A 19752-nucleotide genomic window follows, 5' to 3' on the forward strand; every position below is an offset into this window, starting at 1 on the left:
AATACTATTTATACTCTGATAGTGGCAACATGTCTTCCCAGTTTTGACCATATTTTGCTTCCGTCAACAATGGGATGGATAATGGATAAGCTGATTCCATTGTTTGCATCACTATTTTACCGGTATCAATCAATTCTCCTTCAGGACATTCGAGTACGAGTTCATCGTGCACCTGGAGGATCAGTTTGGCCTGTAATTTTGCCTCGGCCAGGGCAGGTGGAACTTTGATCATGGCCAGTTTCATGATATCCGCCGCTGTCCCTTGAATGGGTGCATTGATGGCTTCCCGTTCTTCACGGTTTCTGAGGTTAGGATTCATTTGATTACGAAGATTTGGAAAGTATCTGCGCCGACCCAGCATAGTTTCAACATAACCCTGACGGGCAGCCTGTTTCCGCAAGCCATCAAGGTAATTTTTTACGCCCGGGAATTGACGGAAATACGCGGCTACAAAGTCTTCCGCTTCTGCCAGGGTGAGGTCCGTTCCACGACTTAAGCCAAAGGCACTCATTCCGTAGATCAGGCCGAAATTGATTGCCTTGGCATGGCGGCGTTGTTCTTTTGTTACTTCACTTAATGGGATGTTGTAAATCGCAGCCGCTGTAGCCGCATGAATGTCCTGCCCGGCATGAAAAGCCGCCAACATGGCCTCATCATGAGCCATATGGGCCACAATCCGCAATTCGATCTGAGAATAATCGATGGAGAGAAGCAGCCAGCCGGGATCGGCGATAAATGCATGCCGGATTTTCCGTCCCAATTCAGTGCGTGTCGGAATGTTCTGCAAATTCGGTTCTGAAGATGCCAGCCTGCCTGTGACAGAACCCGTTTGATTATAACTCGTATGCACTCGCCGGGTTTGAGGATTGACCTGTTGGGGAAGAGCTTCTATATAGGTGGAAACAAGTTTGGATAATTCGCGGTGTTCCAGAATAAGGTCAACTACCGGGTGCTTACCTCGTAAAAGTTCCAGTACATCTGCGGATGTGGAATAATGCCCGCTGGCGGTGGTTTTTCTTTTGTCCGGTGGTTCAAGTTTCAATGTGGTGAAAAGCGCTGTGGATAATTGTTGTGTGGAATTCAGATTGAATGGATAACCCACCCCTTCCTGCACGTTTCGTTCAATCTCTTTCAATCGCTCCGTCAATTCGCGGGACATGGTCTTCAAAAAATTGGTGTCCAACCCGATACCCGTCTGTTCCATATCCGCCAGGATCGGAAGCAGCGGCATTTCAATTTCATCCATCAGCCGGGTGGACTGATGTTCGTTCAATTTGGGTTCGAGGGCTTCTCGCAATTGAAAAGTGATTTCGGCATCTGCGGCGGCATAGGGTGCTGCTTTTTCAACGGAAACATCGGCCATACTTCGCTGGTTCTTGCCCGTCCCGATCAGTTCTTCGATATGTGTCATCTGCACACCGAGGACATCTTCTGCCATGTCTTTTAATCCGAGACGGTGGGAAGCCGGATCAATCAGCCAGGCGGCAATCATGGTATCAAAGGATGCTGGTGATACTGGAAGTCCATGCCGACGGAGCACCAGCATGTCATATTTTAGATTGTGCCCGACCTTCCGAATTTTAGGATCAATCAAGAGCGGCCCCAGACTCTTCTGGATATCGGATAGGAATACCTGAGGAGTATTGTCGCGGTGCCCAACTGGGATGTAATAGCCGGTACCGACTGAGTTGGAAAGGGAAATGCCGACCAGATTTGCCTGCATCGGGTTTGTTGATGTGGTTTCGGTATCCAGTGCGATCCAATCAGATGTAGAGAGATTGGTGCACATTTCTTGAAGACCGGCAGTATCGCGAACAATAATCGTCTTTAATTCATGTTTGGGATTCTCCCCCAAAATCTTCGGAGTATCATCAAAAAAAGTCAATTGAGCCTGCTTCAAGGGTGCAGCCGGAAGGGAGGCTCCGGAAAGTACTTTCAACCTGTTTTGAAGTGACCGAAATTCCATATCGGCAAAGAAAGCTTCCACTTTGTCAAATGGAATGTGGTCGGTTTTTGCCTGTGTCAGGTCGATCTGGATCTGGAGGTCTGTGCGAATGGCCGCCAGTTTTTGGCTCATTTCTGCATTTGCCCGGTCAGATTCAATTTTGGCTTTTATTCGGGGAGGCAGTTCATTCAAATGTTCAAAAATGGCTTCTAATGTGGGATACGTTTCAAACAGACTGATGGCCGTCTTTTCCCCAATACCCTGTACTCCAGGAATATTATCCGACTTATCGCCAACCAGTGCCTTGTAATCCACCACCTGGTTAGGCCAAACGCCAAGGAATTCTTTTACATCAGGAGCAAAAAAATCTTTTGCTTCTGACAGACTTTTTCCGGCCAGATTGACGATGATGTGATCATTGACCAGTTGAAGCAGATCACGGTCACCCGTAACAATTTTTACGGCAAGTCCTTTTTCAACAGCCAGTCGGGCAACACTGCCCAGAATGTCATCGGCTTCAAATCCTTCCATCTCTAGCCGTGGGAATCCAAAGGCATCTACCAGCTGTCTGATGCGTTCTATCTGAGGCCGCAGATCATCGGGCATCTTTGCCCGTGTCGCCTTATAAGCCGGGTAGATATCATCGCGGAAAGTTTTACCTGTGTCAAAAGCCACCGCGAGATAATCGGGTTTATTTTGTTCTAAAATCCGGATCATTACCGAAGCAAAGCCATAGATTCCGGCTGTCGGTTCTCCAGACCGTGTGGTGAAATGAATACTGGGGGAAGAACTCAGGGCAAAATACGTGCGGTATGCCAGAGCATGTCCATCGATGAGGTATAGGGTTGGCGGCACAGAGACATCTCCTGTCAGTCCGGGAAAATTAGCAACAATTGTGCCACATTACGCGATCTCGTGGGTTTTTCGCCGCAAAATAAAGTTTTGCCAGTGAATGGAAGGGATGAAATCTTTACCCGGTGCGCTCATACTTTCAGATGCCCAGAATTCTTCCTCTGTGGCTGATTCGACAAAGCCCGATTTTTTAATCTCTTGTGTGGTTTCTTTCTTCACAATATTGACCATATCTTCTGGAGCAATGGATACGGGAATGGTGACCATCCATTGCATATATGTAGGGCGGATGGTGAGGTTGTCGAGTTTCCAGTTGAACGCCAGGCAGAGCCTTGACATTGTCTGATTCAGGATACCGGCCAATTGACGGTGCAAAATGGTGCTCTCGAGGCGGGGAACCATGGCTACGGTGTACGTCTCGGTTTCTACCTCATGGTCTGGCTCTTCGAGATGATTCATTTTCAAGAGGAGATTATCATCAGGCGGTTGCAATGAGGCCTGTAAAGGAGATACACCGGCAACAGAAGATTCAGACGATTCAACCGAAGCATCTTCTTTAGTATCTTCCGCCGCAAACGGGGTAATCACAGGTTCTGTAAAGCCGGTGTGGATTGTCTCATTGACAGGGGCCTGTTCTTTATCTAAAGGTGCCATCTGACTTTGTGTTTCTGGAATCGGTTCCGAGTCTATCTCTACTTTTTCCTGAGCTGTATCAACATAAGAGAGATATCTGTCAAGTATCTCTTCTTCCATTGGGGCAACGGCTTTCTTTTCTTCCATATCCCCAGATGATGAGAGTTCCGGTTCTTGATCCAATCCAGAATCGGCACTTACTTCAGGATTGATCTCTTTGTCAACCGGAATGGATTCGTTCGGTTCTTCCCTAATTTGCCTTACCAGCGGTTGTGTAATCTCAACAGGCGGATGTTGATCTGCAGGATTATCCAATTTCTTCTCAGTTGAAGTATTGACAGAAGAGGTAAGGTTTTCTTTTTTCCGTCCCAGAGGAATGGGTTGCATTGAATCCAATCCGTTATCCACGTAAGGTTCAACAGTGAGGTCAACGGAAGGGAAGTGTTCTTTTTCGCTTTCAACCGTCGAAGTCAGTGGTTTTTCCTGTATTTCAACAGGACTGATGGGAACATTACTATTAATTGTTTCTACCGGAGATTGTTCCAACCTGTCATAAGCAGAAGAACTTTCCACCGGTTCGGGCTCTTCGGTCAATTTATTTGATTTTTCTGCATCAGGTTCATCAGCGGATATTCCAACAGGCGTTTTACCTGAATTTGTCTGTTCAAATTTTTCTGTTTCATCCGCAGGAGTGTATGGAACCTGATCGGATGTATTTGCCTCTTGTTCAGGATTTCCCTTCTCAGATGATTGATTGAATTCGGGCAGGTCTGCCTCTCGGAACCATTCCACAGGGAAACTGTTCTTAATCACGCGGGGTGCTTCAGGCTCAAGTTTTTGTCCGAGGATTTCATGCAGTTTGGGCGGCTCAGGACTTTCAAAAAACCGAACCTCTGACGTTTTTTCTTGAACAGCCGGTTTGACCATGAGAGTAGAAATCTCTTTGGCCATATTCAGTGTCTGTGAGCGTACTTTTGTGACAGGTGTCTGCGGTTGAAATAACAAGGCAAGAACAGAGCCGTCTTCCACTTTGGAGGCGTACATCATCCATTCCTGCCCAGTAACCAGGTCTTTTACATACCGCATCAGGTCAGAAGATTCATCCGGGTTCCAAAACCTTAAAACGGAAGCGGTTACCTGTTGTTGAAGGGCTGCACTGATTCCGGGTGTACTGGCTATTACCAGACCATTCTGGATGATTAATCCACCCGTGGCAGCCGTTTCAAGGATGCCTACTTGAAATGCATTCCACCAGGATGTGTCTTTTCGGATGATCGGTTCTGGTGAAGGATCAACTGCAACAGGAGTTCTTTTCTTCTGAATGGCAGCTCGGACGGTAGCCTGAAGAATGGACGAATCAAATGGCCGCGAAACATAGCCAGCTGCCGGAATGGATCTTATCGCTGTCGAATCCATGCGATGATCCGATGGGATTAATAACAGGGCAATCCCTGGGAACTCGTCTTTTAAAAGGGCAGAAACCTGCGTAGGATCAGGTTGAAGGAAGGAGCAGTCGAAGATCACCGCCTGAAAAGTACTTTCCTGTAATGTTGACCGGAGTTCACCGCTGTTATCCAATAATGTGCAGCGAAATTCCGGATCAGCTTCCAATGTCAGTCGGATTAATTCCCCGAATGGTCCAGAAGGTGTGGTAACCAACACATCCAACGGCATATGTAGAGTTTATCACGAAATGAATGTGCCGATTTATCTCTATGCAGGGTTAATGAAAGGCTTTTTCTGCCCAATAAATTACAAATGTCATGCAAAATGACCCGGCTCCCAGAGCAAATAAAACCAATCCGGTTGTTAAAATTGACTGGTAACGGGTGGTATTCCGCTCAATGACTGCTTCTTCTGGATGCAGAGGATCGTAATACACTGTAACTGGAGCTCCGGCCACATACCGGTCGGCTATTTCCCGAGCTTTGCTCTCTGTGTATTCCAATTGGTTGAAAGTTACCCGTAAGCCGGCAAAAGTCCTTCCAGTGCAGGTATATTGATAATGAACCAATGGGGAGAAGACTGTACGATCCTGATTGCCGGGTTTTATGGACTGGTGTTCCTTTACCTCACTGCTCAGTATGACTCCGGCGGCTGGAAGCCAAGAATTGGTTGTGATCTCTGTCCGCTTCCTGTGCAATGCCATGACGATTAAAGCGCATCCTGCTCCACCGGCGAGTATACTGAAAACCAGAGGGATCAATGTTCCGAGGTTGATATTGTTCAAGATTTCACCACCGTGTAGTAGAATTCACTTTATTATAGATATATTTTGTCGCTCCGGCAGGGCTTTTCATGCCTTATGAATCATGGGATAATTCCGGGCGCAGTAAAACTACCTTTCAGGTGATCCTGTGAAATTTGAGAAAATTTGTATTCTGGGTATGGGGTATATTGGTCTACCAACCGCCAGCACATTTGCCACACACGGCATTGAGGTGGTCGGTGTAGATGTTAATCCTCATATTATTGAGACGCTTCAATCTGGTGAGCTGCATATCTACGAACCCGGTCTACGTGACCTGGTCAAGACAGCCGTTGAGAATGGGAAATTGCATGTTCAGGCGAAACCGGAAAAGGCAGATGCGTTCATAATTGCCGTTCCCACTCCTTTTAAAGGGGAAAAGCTGGCAGACATGTCTTTTGTTACATCGGCTGCTCATGCCATTGTTCCCTGTCTTCGAGAAGGCAATCTGGTTGTTCTCGAATCCACATCGCCACCATTAACCACAGCCGGATTGGTCGCACCCATTCTGGAAGAGAGCGGCCTCAAAGCTGGTAAAGATTTCAAATTATGTTATTCGCCTGAACGGGTGTTGCCCGGTCAGATTTTGCGTGAATTAATTGAAAATGACCGCATTATTGGCGGTGTTGATCGGTCCTCAGCAGAAGCAGGACGCGATCTCTACAGCGCATTTGTCAAAGGAACTATTCACCTGACGGATGCCACCACGGCCGAAATGGTCAAGTTAATGGAAAACACATACCGCGATGTTAATATCGCGATTGCCAATGAATTCTCACGACTGGCTGACCGGTTTGGAATTGACGTCTGGGAAGCTATTGCTTTGGCCAATAAACACCCACGGGTGAAAATCCTCAATCCCGGCCCCGGTGTGGGCGGGCATTGCATCAGTGTTGATCCCTGGTTCCTGGTCGAAGCAGCTCCCGATATCACCCCTCTGATTCATACAGCACGGAAAGTCAATGACAGCCAGCCTGAATTTGTTGTCAAACTGGTAAAAAAAGCTCTGGGTTCTTTACGCAACCGGCGGATAGCCTTGCTCGGATTATCCTATAAAGCAGATGTGGATGATATGCGTGAAAGTCCGGCTGTGGAAACAGCCCACCTTTTGGTGCAGGAGGGAGCAAAGGTAAAGGCTTTTGAACCGTATAAAACTACAGCCGAAATTCCGGGGTTGGAATTGGTGTCTTCTCTGGCTGAAGTTTTTGCTGATGCCGAGGCTGTTCTAGTCCTTGTTCCGCATACCCCCATCCGGACTCTGGAACCGGAGGTTGTGGCAAAATTGACTCCAGCTCGAGTTGTGATAGATACTGTCAATACATGGCCGCAGGATAAATGGACGGCCGGCGGTTTCAAGGTGTTTCGATTGGGTGTGGGACGTTTCTGATTCGCAACCTGATAAAGACCTAAAATCATTGAAGACTGTCAGAGTGCTCTCCATATTTGGAACCCGTCCGGAGGCTATAAAAATGGCCCCCGTAGTAAAGGCGTTGCAGGCAAACCCGTCTATTGATTCCCGTGTTTGTGTCACCGGACAGCACCGTGAAATGTTGGATCAGGTCTTATCATTATTTGATATTCACCCGGATGTTGACTTGAACTTAATGCAGCCCAACCAACAACTGGCAGGGTTGACGTCTGAGATTCTTGTACACCTGGATGCGATATATTCCAAAATGAAACCTGAATGGATTTTGGTGCAGGGAGATACCACAACTGCCATGGCTTCAGCTTTGGGGGCGTTTTATCAACGCATTAAGGTGGGGCATGTGGAAGCTGGATTGCGCACCTTTGATAAATGGCAGCCATTCCCGGAAGAAGTCAACCGCCGAATCATCAGTACGGTGGCAGATTTGCATTTTGCACCAACAGAACATAGCCGGAATAATTTGCTTCACGAAGGTATTCCTGATGAGTCTATCAAAGTAACGGGGAACACTGTTGTGGATGCCTTGAATACCATTGTTAATCGTCCGGCTCCCGTAGAGGTGACGGATCTTCTGGAAACATTGGGGATATCCGAGACCCGCCAGTTAATTCTGATAACGGCTCATCGGCGGGAAAATTTTGGAGAGCCGTTGGAGCATATCTGCCAGGCCATACTGCAATTGGCTGATGCCTTTGGCGATCAAATGAGGTTTGTCTACCCTGTACATCGGAACCCCAATGTTTCTGAACCGGTTCACAGACTGCTTGGTCATCATAAGAGCATTCAACTCCTGGACCCGCTTGAATACTTGCCGCTCGTGCATTTGCTTAAAAACGCCAGACTGGTGCTGACAGATTCCGGTGGAATACAGGAAGAGGCTGTAAGCCTTGGAAAACCGACTCTCGTACTTCGAGAGAAAACGGAACGTCCTGAAGGACTTGAAAGTGGGATTCTTAAGCTGGTGGGAACTGACCCCAAGACCATAGTAAATGCAGTAAATAGTGTGTTGAATTCTTCTGATCAGAATTTTCGGCAAGGGTATTGCAACCCCTTTGGTGATGGTCAGGCTTCCCATCGGATCGTTGATGCCATTCTTGACCACAGGGAGTTTACTGGTTGATGCAGCCTACTTTATCAGGTGTTACGAACCGGGGTGTATTCATCCTTCCTAAGATAGATGGCTTAGGCGGACCTGCCTCTTTCCGCGGCCGGTTGACCCGTGGATTGAAGGAAAGAGGTATTGAAGAACTGGATTCCATCGAAGATGAACGATGCGGTGCTGTCCTTGTCATCGGGGGAACAAAAGACATCGGCACGCTTCTCAAAGCAAGACGGAAAAATCTTCGGATTGTTCAACGGCTGAATGGCATGAATTGGATACATCGGAAACTCAGAGTGGCTCCCGATTATTACGTTCGTTGTGAAATTAACAATCTTCTCTTGCGATATATTCGTAAAAATTTGGCCGACCGGATTGTTTATCAAAGCCAGTTTGCCAGCAAGTGGTGGCAGACGGTTTGCGGGACAACCCGGGCTCCTTCTTCCGTTGCTTATAATGGCGTTGATTTGAATGAGTTTTCCCCGGCAGGAAGTGAGGAACTTCCATCCGATATCTATCGGCTATTAATGGTAGAAGCTCATATTGGCGGTGGGTATGAACGTGGTTTGGATACTGCAGTCAAGTTGACCCAACTTTTGAATCAACAAATGGATAAACCTGTTCGATTAACGGTGGCCGGGAGTGTTCCAGAGCACTTGAAAACTTACTGGTCACGCCAATCGGGCGGTCAGGTTGACTGGGCGGGAGTGGTACCTGGAAATCAGATTGCCTCTTTAGACCGGTCTGCACATCTACTGTTTTCAGCTGACCTAAATGCTGCCTGTCCCAACGCCGTCATCGAAGCCCTGGCTTGCGGACTGCCTGTTCTGGCATATGCTACAGGTTCTCTCCCTGAAATCATTACGGGAAATTCGGGTTTGGTTGTACCCTATGGATCCAACTACTGGAATTTGGAAAATCCGGATATTGCCGGACTGGCAAAAGGAGCGGCTGAGATCCTGTTGAATCAGGATAAATTCCGTCAGCCGGCCCGCCAGAGGGCGGAAGAAGCATTCGGTATATCCCGAATGGTGGATCAATACACTTCGATCCTTTTTGATTAAGGTCTGCTTCTATAAAGGGGGTTCCATGCCTGGAAGTAAAACACCATCCTGCCCCCGGCTGATTTCCCATGGGTAAACGATATATGCATCGGTAATTGCTGCATAGAAATCTGGCCTGACGTTGCCGAACAAATTCCGATATGGATTAAAGTGAAGCACACAGGTGGAAGGCATTCCACCGGCGCCGGAAATGCGGTTTTTGACGGCTGTTATAGTTCGCCCGGAACCCCAGACATCGTCTACGATAAGAATGCGTTTATCACGAACCAGGGTTTCATCGGGAAATTGCAGGAATTTTGGCCAAACGCGCAACCGGGCATGTTCCTTTTCCCCTTCAATTTCTGCCGGAAAATCAACGGCTGCTGTCAAAATAATCGTGATACTTAATGCTTCTGCGAGCAAACCGCCTGGAACGATCCCCCCGCGGGTAATCATCAGCATGGCATCAAATTCTGATTCAAACTGGGGAATGATGTGGTCGACTAATTGATCAATATCCTGCCAGGTGAGGATTTCACGGCGCATGTTGGATCACCCTTCCGCTAGTAATTGTGACGAATAAATTATAGCAAACACTCCCTATAAATCGAATATTTGCGTCTTAATCTAATTATAAAAATACGAGCGGTGAACCAATAATCACCGCTCGTTTATAAGAGTATGGCTAACTATTAAATCGCTTCAACGGAAGGATTGTTTTTCTGCTTGAAAACCAACCACATGGCGCCGACACCCAACAGGGTAGCTATGATTCCGAATAGAAGACCCAGGAATGGGATGGCCCGTAATATGGCATAAACGACTACTCCAATGATCAATGGCCAGACAATATTTGAATTTGTCGGCGCAAGTTTGGAGAAAATCCATTGACCGGCAAAGTACGACACGATGACTTTGCTGATGAAGGACACAGCCAGACTGAAAATGGCACCCGCAGTTGCCAGAGCGGAAAGTCCTAGAGCCACTGTGATTCCACCCAGACCACCCACTGTTACAAATCCGATGATTACTCCCACCAGAATTATGAGGAATAATGCCAGGAAGAGGGCTGCATACCCCACAATAACGATGACGAAACCGTAACCCGTGGATTGCCAGGGTTTCATTTTTACCATGTCAATATTCTCGTTAAGTAGGGTCGGAAATTTCCAGAGTAATAAGGCACCCACCAGCAGAAGAGAGATCAGGTTGCTTGCAAATCCGGATAGAGAGCTAAAGATGGCCAAAGCTTGACTTGCAGGAGAAGGTGCAGGAACTGGCTTTGTGGCTGCGTTAGTTTCTTCTTCAGATGGGACAGGAGTGTGGAAGACGATCCCACCGGCAGGGGTGGCGGCAATAGAACTGCTTTGATTGACTTTGCTGGTATATGTCATTACACCACCAATCATAGCAACCGGATCAACGCGTAAACCGGGTTTAAGATTGCGGGAAACACCCATATTTTGGATGAATGGAGGTGTTTGATTAACCTGACTGGATGGATTGCCGACAATGAATTCTGCATTACGGCCAATTTTCCCGCTGACTTCAATAGCTTCGCCGTATACAACGGCATCTTGCCCGGTTTCACCGTCTAACACAGCCTGGTATAGACCGGCGCGAATATCCTTGCCGGTTTTTGAACCAGCCGATTGAATATAGCTGTATCCAGCATAATACAGGTTGCGGTCAATGGCAGAAGCAGCTCCATTGGTCAATGTTGCACTGGCACCGAGAACACTTCCGGTTACTTTGCCATCTACAGTGATGTTTTGGGCTGCCGTAAAGATATTTCCATCAATTGTTGCTCCTTCAACTATGGTAACTGCGCGCCCCAATGCGATCAGATCGCCATTAACATCGCCTTTGATGATGATATCATTTCCAAAAGCCATCAATGTGCCATTAATGGTTCCGTCCATACGGACGGTATCGGCACTGAGGACAAGATCATCATTGATCGTTTCGCCTTCTTTGACGACGCCTGAATTATTGATCTCGGCGGCATGCACAGGCGGAACTATGGTAAATAACGCCATAGCAAGAATAAAAAGAGCGGCTATTCCCCGCCAAATGAAATTCCCTTTACTCATGTTCATCTTTCCCTTCCTTTGGTTAAATGGGTATACCCCATCTTTCTATTAAACATCATGTTTCATGAAATAATACGAGTTTCTGTATAATTCGTTGCAAACCTTATTTGGAATAGTACCGATTGTTATTAAAGAAAGCAGAATCTCCCGCTCAAACGGGAGATTCTGCATATACCTCGGGTAAAGATTGGAGGAAATGTCTATTGTTTTCCTAAAACCAGCAAAGTTCCACCAATCGTTAATGCAAGTAGAATCCCACCCCCCAGAACAATTCCCAATGTTTGATCGCGATTTTCTTCGATTTCAATCTGATAAGCTGTAGCACTGGCTGCCAGTTGGGTTGGATTCGGTGGGGCAATGTGCTCGCTTTGCGGTGCTGGCGGAAGGTCTGCCACTTCAAATGGATTGGGCTGAATGGCAATCCAGTAACATACCAGCAGAAAAACAATGACAACCACAAACTGTGCCACAATTTGCTTATCAAGGTTTTGAAAGAGTTTGGTCCATTTTGTCATGGAAAAAATCCCGGAGTTATTTTGACGCCGGAGCGGCGAGGCGTTCTTGTACTGTATTAGCCGCTTTGGCAGGATCACTTTGTTTTTTCAGGATCAAGATGGTTGCCTCCTGTACAGCAGGACCCAGTGTAGCCATGATTTCAGCCGGTGGGCGGATTTCTGCTGCCAGTGCAATCAGGTTTAGTTGAGACTTGAGAGGAGTATCCGGCCAGGAAGTCAGCGCAGACGGCCGGGGGGGAAGGCTGTTATTAATCAGATTCCATTTTGCCAGAAATTCACTGCGAGTGAGAAATTCAGCCAATCGCACACTTAATTGCCGCCGTTCAGGATTGGTATCAGTGAGTGCCCAGACTGTGCCGCTGGCATATGTGGCACTCTCATCGCCGAGCGACGGAACCGCATATATGCTGGTGTCTTCTGGTTTTACCGCAAGATAATTTGACAACCAGGTGATTACCCAATTTCCCTGCTGGTTAATAAAAAGATCAAAAACCTGTTTGTCGGTCTGGTAATTGATCAACCAGGTTGGAAATACATTTTTCTCCACACCGGAAGCAAGCAGTGAAAGTGTTTGTTCCAGTTTTTCTGTTTGGATTTGCGGAAGGAATTGTACATCCTGGGTGCTTCCACCGGCGGACCGATACAAAGCCAGCGGAACGGCCGCTTGTGGGTCTGCTGCTGCAAATAATACTGACGTTCCTAATTTTTTAATATCTTCCCAGGTTGGAGCTTGAGAAGCCTGACGATTACTGCGATTGACCAACACCAGGGCATCACCGGTTAGAGGCAAACCATAAGTGTCATCCTGGAATGTGGAAAGTTCTCTGGCGAAGGGATACCAGTCTGTTTCATCCAGCACATTTGAGAGCCCGTCATAAGGGAAAATGATCCCTTTTCGGGCGGTATCTTCCATTTGACTCCGATTAAGAAGCGCCAGAGATGGCATGGCATCCGGAGCTGCGGCAGAGGTAAGTGTCAATGTTTCCAGTAATCCCGAGGTTCCGCTGTCAGCTTTAACCCGAATATCAACACTAACCCCGGGATTTTGTTCCTCGAATTCTGAAATCGTTTTTTGCAGCAATTCAGAAGCCTGAGATTTTCCCGCTGGATCAAATTGCACAGGAACCCAGATGGTCAATTTTTGCAGATTCTTTGTTGGCGGAATGCTTGTAGCGGTTGGACTTACCGGGCTTGGTTCAGGAGTCTCAACCGTCGGAAGCTCAGGCGTAGGAGTTGATGCCGGAAGAATGGAACATCCGGTTAGCAACAAAGATATCAGAATTAATGAGAGAAATCGCATTTATAGATTTATTGGATCACTGAGGAATGATAGGATCAATCGAACAGCGTTTTCTACATCATCCATATCAACCATTTCGGAAGGCGAGTGAACGTACCGGCATGGGATCGAAATACTACCTGATGGAACACCGGCACGACTCGTTTGAATAGCCCGTGCATCTGTTGTGCCGCCTTCAAGGACTTCCAATTGATACGGAATTTTCTTTGATTCGGCGATTTGTATAAAATGTTGAACAAGACGGGGATCTGCCAGCATCCCGCTGTCTCGTACTTTTATTGCCGGTCCTTTACCCAACGATACTGACATACGGGCGGATTTTGGTGTATCACCGGTTACTGTGACATCAATGGAAATTCCAAGATCTGGATTAATTCCATAGGCTGAAGTCGTTGCACCGCGGGTGCCAACCTCTTCCTGGGTACTAAAGACAAAGAATACATCATGAGGCGTTTGTTTCAACTGGCGCATTACATCAATTTGAATAGCCACACCAATACGGTCATCCAGCGCTTTGGATACAATCCGTTTTCCCATATCGATAAATGGTCTTTCAAAGATAGCAAGGTCACCTACTTGGAGTGGACATTCCTTCCGGGTTGAAAACCCGCAGTCAATATATAACTGATCAAACGTGGGGACCTGATTCGCATTTTCAAGTTTTTCCACAAAAATCACACCGTGAAGTCCATTCAAGAATTGGACACGCCCGCCAATACAATTGACTGCTCTGACACCGCCGATGGTGGTGAAACGGAGAAAACCATTGTCATCCACATGGGTGACAATCACTCCAATTTCATCCATATGGGCGGATAGCATAATACTCAAACCGCCGGGTTTCTTGTTCCCCATGTGGGCAATCACATTACCCAGAGCATCAACTTTAACATCTTTTGTATAACGAGAGATATTTTCTATGACAAGGTCGCGTACTTTACTTTCATATCCTGATGGACCTGTGGTTTCGACCAGTTGTTGAATCAATTCTTTCATGCCAGTCTCCTGGAAAATCGTATTATTCTTGGTCTAGCGTGGTAATGCGAGAATATCGTTATTAATCGTATGGAGCACGGATTGAAGCAGGTCAACCATACCAGCTATATCCGAGTGCCAGGCAACGGAACAGGGTGTATGGGCAAACCGGATGGGTACGGATATTGACATGCTGGGTATGCCTTCACGCTGTTTATGGATGGAACCAGCATCCGTCCCTCCGCCGCCAGGTTGACGGATCTGGTAGGGAATGGATGACTTTTGTGCACAATCTTGTACCAACCGGACAAGACGCGGATCAGATAGCGTGTAGCCATCTGCCACATACAACGCCGGGCCGAATCCCATTCGGGTGTTGTACCCGATATTTTCATCGTCATTCCACACAGGTAAATCGTTGGCTGGAGTGGCATCCACAGCTATGGCAGCATCAGGATTAAAGGCATAGGCAGCCGTCCGTGCACCGCGAAGTCCGATTTCTTCCTGTGTAGTAAAAGCAGCCAGAAGGTCAATATTCTCCGGCGGATTTTCCAGCAGAGTCAATAGTATGGCTACACCCAGTCGATCGTCCAGAGCCTTTCCGGTAAAGCTGAAACCGTTATCGTGAAATTCCGTTGAAAAGACAGCCCGTTCGCCTGGCTTGACTTTTCCGGCACCACCGGGCCCCAGGTCAATGCGCAAATTCTCGAGTGTAATCGGACTTTTACGTTCATCTGGTTCCGTCAAATGGATGGGTTTGGCCCCGATGATGGCTGGAATACGTTGTTTCCCTACAAGCACTGTTTTCCCAGGGAGAACACGCAGGTCAATCCCTCCGACAATTTCGAAGTGGTAAAGACCGCCTTCTTCTTCTTCCACAATCATCAGCCCAACTTCGTCCATATGGGCCGCCAGCATCAGCCGGAATGCATTCGGTTTGCCGCAGGAATGCTCCACAAGAACATTCCCAAGGGCATCTACCCTATAGGGTATTTTCAACGAGTCCAGATACTCTTTTACAACAATCCGGACTTCTCCCTCAGCACCGGATACCCCGGATGCGTTGGATAGTTTTTCGACAAGATCAATGAAATGGCGGGAGAGGGGTTTTGTTTGTTCGGAAGTCATTTTCAATCCTCCCACCGGATTTGCTGAACGAAATCTGCTTCAAGACTGGCCACTGTCTGTGCCAGTAAATGCCCGGCGCGCTGGATATCTTTCATTGATACAAGTTCAACAGGCGTATGCATGTACCGGATGGGAATGCTGATATAAAGTGATGGCAGGCCGGCACCGGAAACCTGTAGATCCATGGCATCTGTCCCGGATTGAGCTGGTGAGACTTCCGTCTGGAAGGGGATATCCAGGTGTTCAGCCACCTTCTTAAATACTTCAAATATAGCAGGGTGTGTATTCGGTCCCCAGCCCAGGGTAATACCTTTGCCAAAAGGAACAGTCTTATATCCACCACCGCCGGGACCTTTTGCAAAGGTCACATCGATGGCCACGGCAATATCAGGTCGGACATCGTAGGGTGATGTGATGGCTCCTGCCAGAGTCTCTTCTTCCTGTACAGTGGCAACCGCCCAGACATCCCAGGTATGTCGTATGGTCGAAAGTTCGTGCAGGCAAACGCTTAACGCAGCTACCGAGGCGCGATTATCCAGTGTATGACCGGCCAGCGTGTTATCTGTCAATTCGATCGGAGGTTGCGCAAAGGAGATAGGGTCACCTGTTCGAACCAGTGCTCTGGTTTCTTCGGTAGATAAACCGACATCGATTAAAAGATATTCCATGGGGACGGTCTTTTTGCCGATAAATTCAGGAAGCAGGCGTGGAGACGGCTGTCCGATAACACCGGGCAAATCCCGGCGGCCATGAACAATCACTTTCTGGCCTGGCAAAATCCGTGGATCAACCCCACCGATTCTGGTGAATCGGATAAAACCGTTCTGCACCTGGGTGACCATCAAACCAATGGCATCCATATGAGCTGCCAGCAGAATCCTTGGTCGAGGTTCTGAGGCTGTGCCGCGGCGGATTCCATAGAGGTTTCCCAGCCGACTGGTTTGAAGCTCATCGACAAATGGACCCCATTCATCAGCAATAACCTGACGTACAGGGCTTTCATATCCGGATAAGCCCGGAAGAGCCAGAATTTTTTTCAGAAAAGGAAGGGAATCATACATAATGGTTTAAGGTTCAGTTGTCGCTGTTTCCGTTATATTTACAACAGTTGGCAGGATTTCGGTAGATGTGGGAGTTGGAGGTTCCATCGTATTTGTTAACGTAGGTGGAACCTGTGTTTCCGTGGGAATCTTGGTATTGGTAGGAGGAGGTACCTCTGTAAATGTTTTCGTTATGGTACGAGTAAACGTCATGAAAGGTGTTCGGGTAAGAGTGGGGGTAAAGGTACTCGTTGGTGTGTGAGTGATGGTCGGGGTGAAGGTCTGAGGTGTCGGAGAAAGAACAGGTGTAAAAGTCACCGTCATAGTCGGCGTGGCAGTGACCTCTTTCGGGCCTATCATCAACCGGCTGCCCCAGAGTGTGACCAACCCAAGACAATAACAGGGAATCGTGGCTGCAATGATTAAGAGCAGGATGGTTCTTGTTCTTTCACGGCCACCCTTACGAAGTGTGTCCAATATCCCTTGCATAGTGTGAATGATGATATCACCACGTTAAAGGTGATGCAAGTCCGGGGAATAATGACCCTCATCCTCATTCATCCCTTTATTTCACTCCGAATTACTGCCACCCAGGTCCAGATCAGCCGGAGTAAAAATCCCATCCTTCTGAACGGCTCCATTCATCTTATATCGAAGTGTGGTAACACATTCCTGTTCCGTGGTACCTTTGGATTTATCGAAGAGATTCACGTAGGATATGCTGAAAATGTCCATTTTGACTGTGCCGGTTCCCTCAGAAAGCAGCCAGTACGTATCTCCATTGGTGGGATAACTGAAATCCTTTTCCGGGTATTCCAATTTCGTGAATATGTATAGTCCGTCAATTCTTCCATATATATTTTTCAAACCGCAGCCGGTGGATGTAACCAGGAGTACCAGCACCAAACAAATAATGATGAACATCAATCCTTTGCGTCGATTCTTCCAGAATGGATAACTTACCAGTGAAAGACCAGGTATGACGGCAAATCCCCACGCCGGGATCGGATTTTCAGTATCCTTTTTTCCAGGATAGTTGACAAATTGCCGTTCGAACAGACTGGATGTTTTCTTGGGAATATCAATCATATAGGAGACACGGATATCATCTGCTCCGACAATGGCTTTAGCCAGAATTGTTCCTGTAAAATCTGGAATAGGTTTATCCTGTTTCCATTCCAGTGTCCTTCCGGAAGGATCATCTTTATTCTTAATAAATGTCCCATAGGCAGAAAGGATATCCAGAAATGGATCAGAGTCTCTATATTTGCTATCTTCATCTACTGATGTATCGGGACATGAATTCTCTTGCCCTACAATTTCCACATCCTGGCCGAACCAGTCTCCACTCAGGTCAACAATGCCTACGGCGGCGTGAAATTCAGACGATTTTGATTTTGCATAGGCATTTACGCGGACAGAATCCAGACCAAATTTATCGTGAATTGGGCCCAGCATGAGCTGTCCTTTCCCGCTGCCATCAAACGGTGCATTATTTCCAGCTTTTACCCAGTAGTTTTGACCCGCATCTATCCGTAAATAGATTGGCGGGCCTGATTTTAGAGGAATCCCTGTTTCATCCGGTCCATTGGCACCATTGCTTACCCGAAGTGGGTACACATTTCCGGCCGGGATTGTTTGTGTAATTATTACTCCCTGTTCACTCCTGGCCATGTTCGGACCGGATTTGGATAATTGGAATTCGATGCCATCGCCTTTTTGTTTCCCATGGATGAAATCACCATACAGCTTGCCGGATTTCACGGCTTCGGGTATTTCAGCATCGGTCTTGCTGTTTTGCGGAGGAATGCCAATCAGGTATCTGGCGACATCATCTGCGTTTGCCATGAATCGTTCTTTGGCCGATGCCTCTTCAAAAGGATTACCAGCCTTATTTATATAAAAGACAAATTCATCTTGATTAATAGAACAACCTTGACCACCATTGCATAGACCCACATAAAGGCTCTGACCATGAACATATCTGGCTTCTTCTCCTTTGACCCAATTGAATGGTTCAAGCAAGAAACCAAGTTTCCCCTGTGTTTCGGTGCGCCCATATTTCTCCAGGTTATTATTGATGAACTGGGGATCAACCTGATAGGCGGCATTTTCTGCGGCCACCTCCAACCACCAGAAGGTTGAACCAGACATTCCGTCTGTTGTCATGGCATAGGTTTCATCTTCTGTCCAATGGAAGAGTTCGTGAGACAGCATATACCGGGTTCGCGAATCATTTGAATTTTCAAGAGTATCAACAGGTACATAGATGTTCCCCGTTATTGAACTGTAATACGGAGCCTCCTTACCTCCGACAACGATATACAGTGGATTATCTTTTGAATAATTCGCACCGGTAAAACCAAGTTTCAGGTATTTATCCAAAGCGGTTTTTGAGGTGGTTATCAAATCTATGAACGGATAGGGCAGGTTGGTTTTCTTGTCAAAAAAAATCATTATGCTGGCTTCTTTATTCTTCCAGCAATAATTGTGATACCAGGTTCCACAGGATTCCAGTGTCTCCTCATGATTGGGCGATTGAAGCCCGCCTCCCCTGGTCGTGATCTGTTGACTGGTTTGTGAAGGCAGAAGATTGCTTTTTTTCGGTCGAACAACCATATATTTGGTTGGCACCGTAATTGTATCTTTCGGAGAATAAGCCGGGTCGCCGCCGGGCAAATCTACCCGTGAATTAATGGTCAATTTGCCATCTTGAGGAGTGATAGAGAGAATCCCGACAAATTGATTATCGATAACGACTGCCAGCCGGTCATCCGGTGATTTTGCCGGAAAGACCAGTGTTCCTTGCCGGGCTGTATCGGCTGCACCTTTGGCCGACAGGTTGTAGGCGAGAGATTCGACGGAATATTGGTCATCAAAGGCACGGGTAAAATTTTTATCTGGTTTGCTGGCTGTAAGGCTTAATGGAACATTGGCTTTGCCTTCCATCGGGTTGACCTGCAATCCCACACCTTTGTCATCTGTGTGCAGTTTCCCATCAACCTTGATCGTATTTTCTTTAACCAGGGTGAAATTTTTATAGACAGTTTCAGGGCGGTTACCAGTGTTCACCGATGGTTGATCAGTAGATGAAGCAAGAATAGTCGAAACCAGGAAATATCCAAAGGCAAATCCGGCTGCCATAACAACGGCGGACAGGAACAATCCGGCTGCTATCAGAAGAATTGTTTGCGGGGTATTTTTCTTGTTTGATGAAGGTGATTGTTGGGGTTGAATGGTTGGAGGATTTGACTGGATAACGGGTGCCGGGGAGACAGGAACTTCAGTTGGAATCGGAGGAGGGATAACAGGGGTCGGTGTTTCAGGATTTTTCTTCTCTGGAACAGGCGGCTTGTATACGGCTGATGGACTCATCAAACCCTCCGTGAGTTTTTAGTATGAAATTATGAATGAATTAACTATAGATAGTTGAATTGTGTTAATCAAGTGAG

The 19752-nt window shown here is 47.1% G+C and carries 15 protein-coding genes; 3 read left to right on the plus strand and 12 right to left on the minus strand.

What is annotated here, in order from left to right:
• Positions 1-4: 4 nt before the first annotated feature.
• Genes polA through LTAR_RS13940 form a run of 3 tightly spaced genes read right to left on the minus strand, consistent with a single transcriptional unit; the run spans position 5 to position 5660 of the window.
• A complete protein-coding gene (polA, locus tag LTAR_RS13930; protein ID WP_062422874.1) occupies positions 5-2800 on the minus strand; it encodes a DNA polymerase I in 2796 nt (931 codons plus the stop codon).
• Positions 2801-2848: 48 nt separating this feature from the next.
• A complete protein-coding gene (locus LTAR_RS13935; protein ID WP_062422875.1) occupies positions 2849-5104 on the minus strand; it encodes a transposase in 2256 nt (751 codons plus the stop codon).
• Positions 5105-5153: 49 nt separating this feature from the next.
• A complete protein-coding gene (locus LTAR_RS13940; RefSeq protein WP_062422876.1) occupies positions 5154-5660 on the minus strand; it encodes a DUF3592 domain-containing protein in 507 nt (168 codons plus the stop codon).
• A gap of 127 nt (positions 5661-5787) precedes the next feature.
• Between LTAR_RS13940 and LTAR_RS13945 the strand changes: the two genes are divergently transcribed.
• The 3 genes from LTAR_RS13945 to LTAR_RS13955 are packed head-to-tail and all read left to right on the plus strand — an operon-like array spanning position 5788 to position 9270.
• Positions 5788-7065, plus strand: coding sequence for a nucleotide sugar dehydrogenase (locus LTAR_RS13945; RefSeq protein ID WP_236686613.1), 1278 nt, complete (start codon positions 5788-5790; stop codon positions 7063-7065).
• A gap of 28 nt (positions 7066-7093) precedes the next feature.
• Positions 7094-8227 (plus strand): non-hydrolyzing UDP-N-acetylglucosamine 2-epimerase, encoded by a 1134-nt coding sequence (wecB, locus tag LTAR_RS13950; RefSeq protein ID WP_269079274.1) that lies wholly within the window; start codon positions 7094-7096, stop codon positions 8225-8227.
• Complete coding sequence (locus LTAR_RS13955) at positions 8227-9270, plus strand: glycosyltransferase family 4 protein (protein ID WP_062422878.1); 1044 nt, start codon at positions 8227-8229, stop codon at positions 9268-9270. Before wecB ends, LTAR_RS13955 begins: the two co-directional genes overlap by 1 nt.
• A gap of 9 nt (positions 9271-9279) precedes the next feature.
• Here LTAR_RS13955 and LTAR_RS13960 read toward each other — a convergent pair whose 3' ends face one another.
• The 9 genes from LTAR_RS13960 to LTAR_RS14000 all read right to left on the minus strand — a co-directional run bounded on the left by LTAR_RS13960 (position 9280) and on the right by LTAR_RS14000 (position 19675).
• On the minus strand, positions 9280-9795 hold the full coding sequence (locus tag LTAR_RS13960) for a phosphoribosyltransferase (protein ID WP_062422879.1): 516 nt from the start codon (positions 9793-9795) through the stop codon (positions 9280-9282).
• A gap of 146 nt (positions 9796-9941) precedes the next feature.
• Positions 9942-11348 carry a DUF8173 domain-containing protein gene (locus LTAR_RS13965; protein WP_062422880.1) on the minus strand — a complete coding sequence of 469 codons (1407 nt, stop codon included), beginning with the start codon at positions 11346-11348 and terminating at the stop codon, positions 9942-9944.
• Positions 11349-11542: 194 nt separating this feature from the next.
• Positions 11543-11857 carry a hypothetical protein gene (locus tag LTAR_RS13970; RefSeq protein ID WP_062422881.1) on the minus strand — a complete coding sequence of 105 codons (315 nt, stop codon included), beginning with the start codon at positions 11855-11857 and terminating at the stop codon, positions 11543-11545.
• A gap of 16 nt (positions 11858-11873) precedes the next feature.
• On the minus strand, positions 11874-13157 hold the full coding sequence (locus tag LTAR_RS13975; RefSeq protein WP_062422882.1) for an ABC transporter substrate-binding protein: 1284 nt from the start codon (positions 13155-13157) through the stop codon (positions 11874-11876).
• The gene (locus LTAR_RS13980; protein WP_062422883.1) at positions 13158-14153 is read right to left on the minus strand and encodes a M42 family metallopeptidase; all 996 of its coding nucleotides are present in this window, start codon (positions 14151-14153) and stop codon (positions 13158-13160) included.
• Between the two features lie 33 nt (positions 14154-14186).
• A complete protein-coding gene (locus tag LTAR_RS13985; RefSeq protein ID WP_062422884.1) occupies positions 14187-15260 on the minus strand; it encodes a M42 family metallopeptidase in 1074 nt (357 codons plus the stop codon).
• Positions 15261-15262: 2 nt separating this feature from the next.
• Positions 15263-16321, minus strand: a complete 1059-nt coding sequence (locus tag LTAR_RS13990; protein WP_062422885.1) for a zinc-binding metallopeptidase family protein — start codon at positions 16319-16321, stop codon at positions 15263-15265.
• A gap of 6 nt (positions 16322-16327) precedes the next feature.
• Entirely contained in the window at positions 16328-16777 is a 450-nt protein-coding gene (locus LTAR_RS17300; protein WP_139044568.1) for a hypothetical protein, read from the minus strand.
• Between the two features lie 93 nt (positions 16778-16870).
• Positions 16871-19675 carry a hypothetical protein gene (locus LTAR_RS14000; RefSeq protein ID WP_062422887.1) on the minus strand — a complete coding sequence of 935 codons (2805 nt, stop codon included), beginning with the start codon at positions 19673-19675 and terminating at the stop codon, positions 16871-16873.
• Between the last annotated feature and the right edge of the window lie 77 nt (positions 19676-19752).

This window comes from Leptolinea tardivitalis (assembly GCF_001050275.1).
Classification (GTDB): domain Bacteria; phylum Chloroflexota; class Anaerolineae; order Anaerolineales; family Anaerolineaceae; genus Leptolinea; species Leptolinea tardivitalis.

Bases quoted from the DNA above. Each gene is read 5' to 3' on its own strand.
- LTAR_RS13935 (WP_062422875.1), bottom strand. From the start codon at position 5,104: ATGCCGTTGGATGTGTTGGTTACCACACCTTCTGGACCATTCGGGGAA.
- LTAR_RS13955 (WP_062422878.1), top strand. From the start codon at position 8,227: ATGCAGCCTACTTTATCAGGTGTTACGAACCGGGGTGTATTCATCCTT.
- LTAR_RS13960 (WP_062422879.1), bottom strand. From the start codon at position 9,795: ATGCGCCGTGAAATCCTCACCTGGCAGGATATTGATCAATTAGTCGAC.
- LTAR_RS13965 (WP_062422880.1), bottom strand. From the start codon at position 11,348: ATGAACATGAGTAAAGGGAATTTCATTTGGCGGGGAATAGCCGCTCTT.
- LTAR_RS13970 (WP_062422881.1), bottom strand. From the start codon at position 11,857: ATGACAAAATGGACCAAACTCTTTCAAAACCTTGATAAGCAAATTGTG.
- LTAR_RS13975 (WP_062422882.1), bottom strand. From the start codon at position 13,157: ATGCGATTTCTCTCATTAATTCTGATATCTTTGTTGCTAACCGGATGT.
- LTAR_RS13980 (WP_062422883.1), bottom strand. From the start codon at position 14,153: ATGAAAGAATTGATTCAACAACTGGTCGAAACCACAGGTCCATCAGGA.
- LTAR_RS13985 (WP_062422884.1), bottom strand. From the start codon at position 15,260: ATGACTTCCGAACAAACAAAACCCCTCTCCCGCCATTTCATTGATCTT.
- LTAR_RS13990 (WP_062422885.1), bottom strand. From the start codon at position 16,321: ATGTATGATTCCCTTCCTTTTCTGAAAAAAATTCTGGCTCTTCCGGGC.
- LTAR_RS14000 (WP_062422887.1), bottom strand. From the start codon at position 19,675: ATGAGTCCATCAGCCGTATACAAGCCGCCTGTTCCAGAGAAGAAAAAT.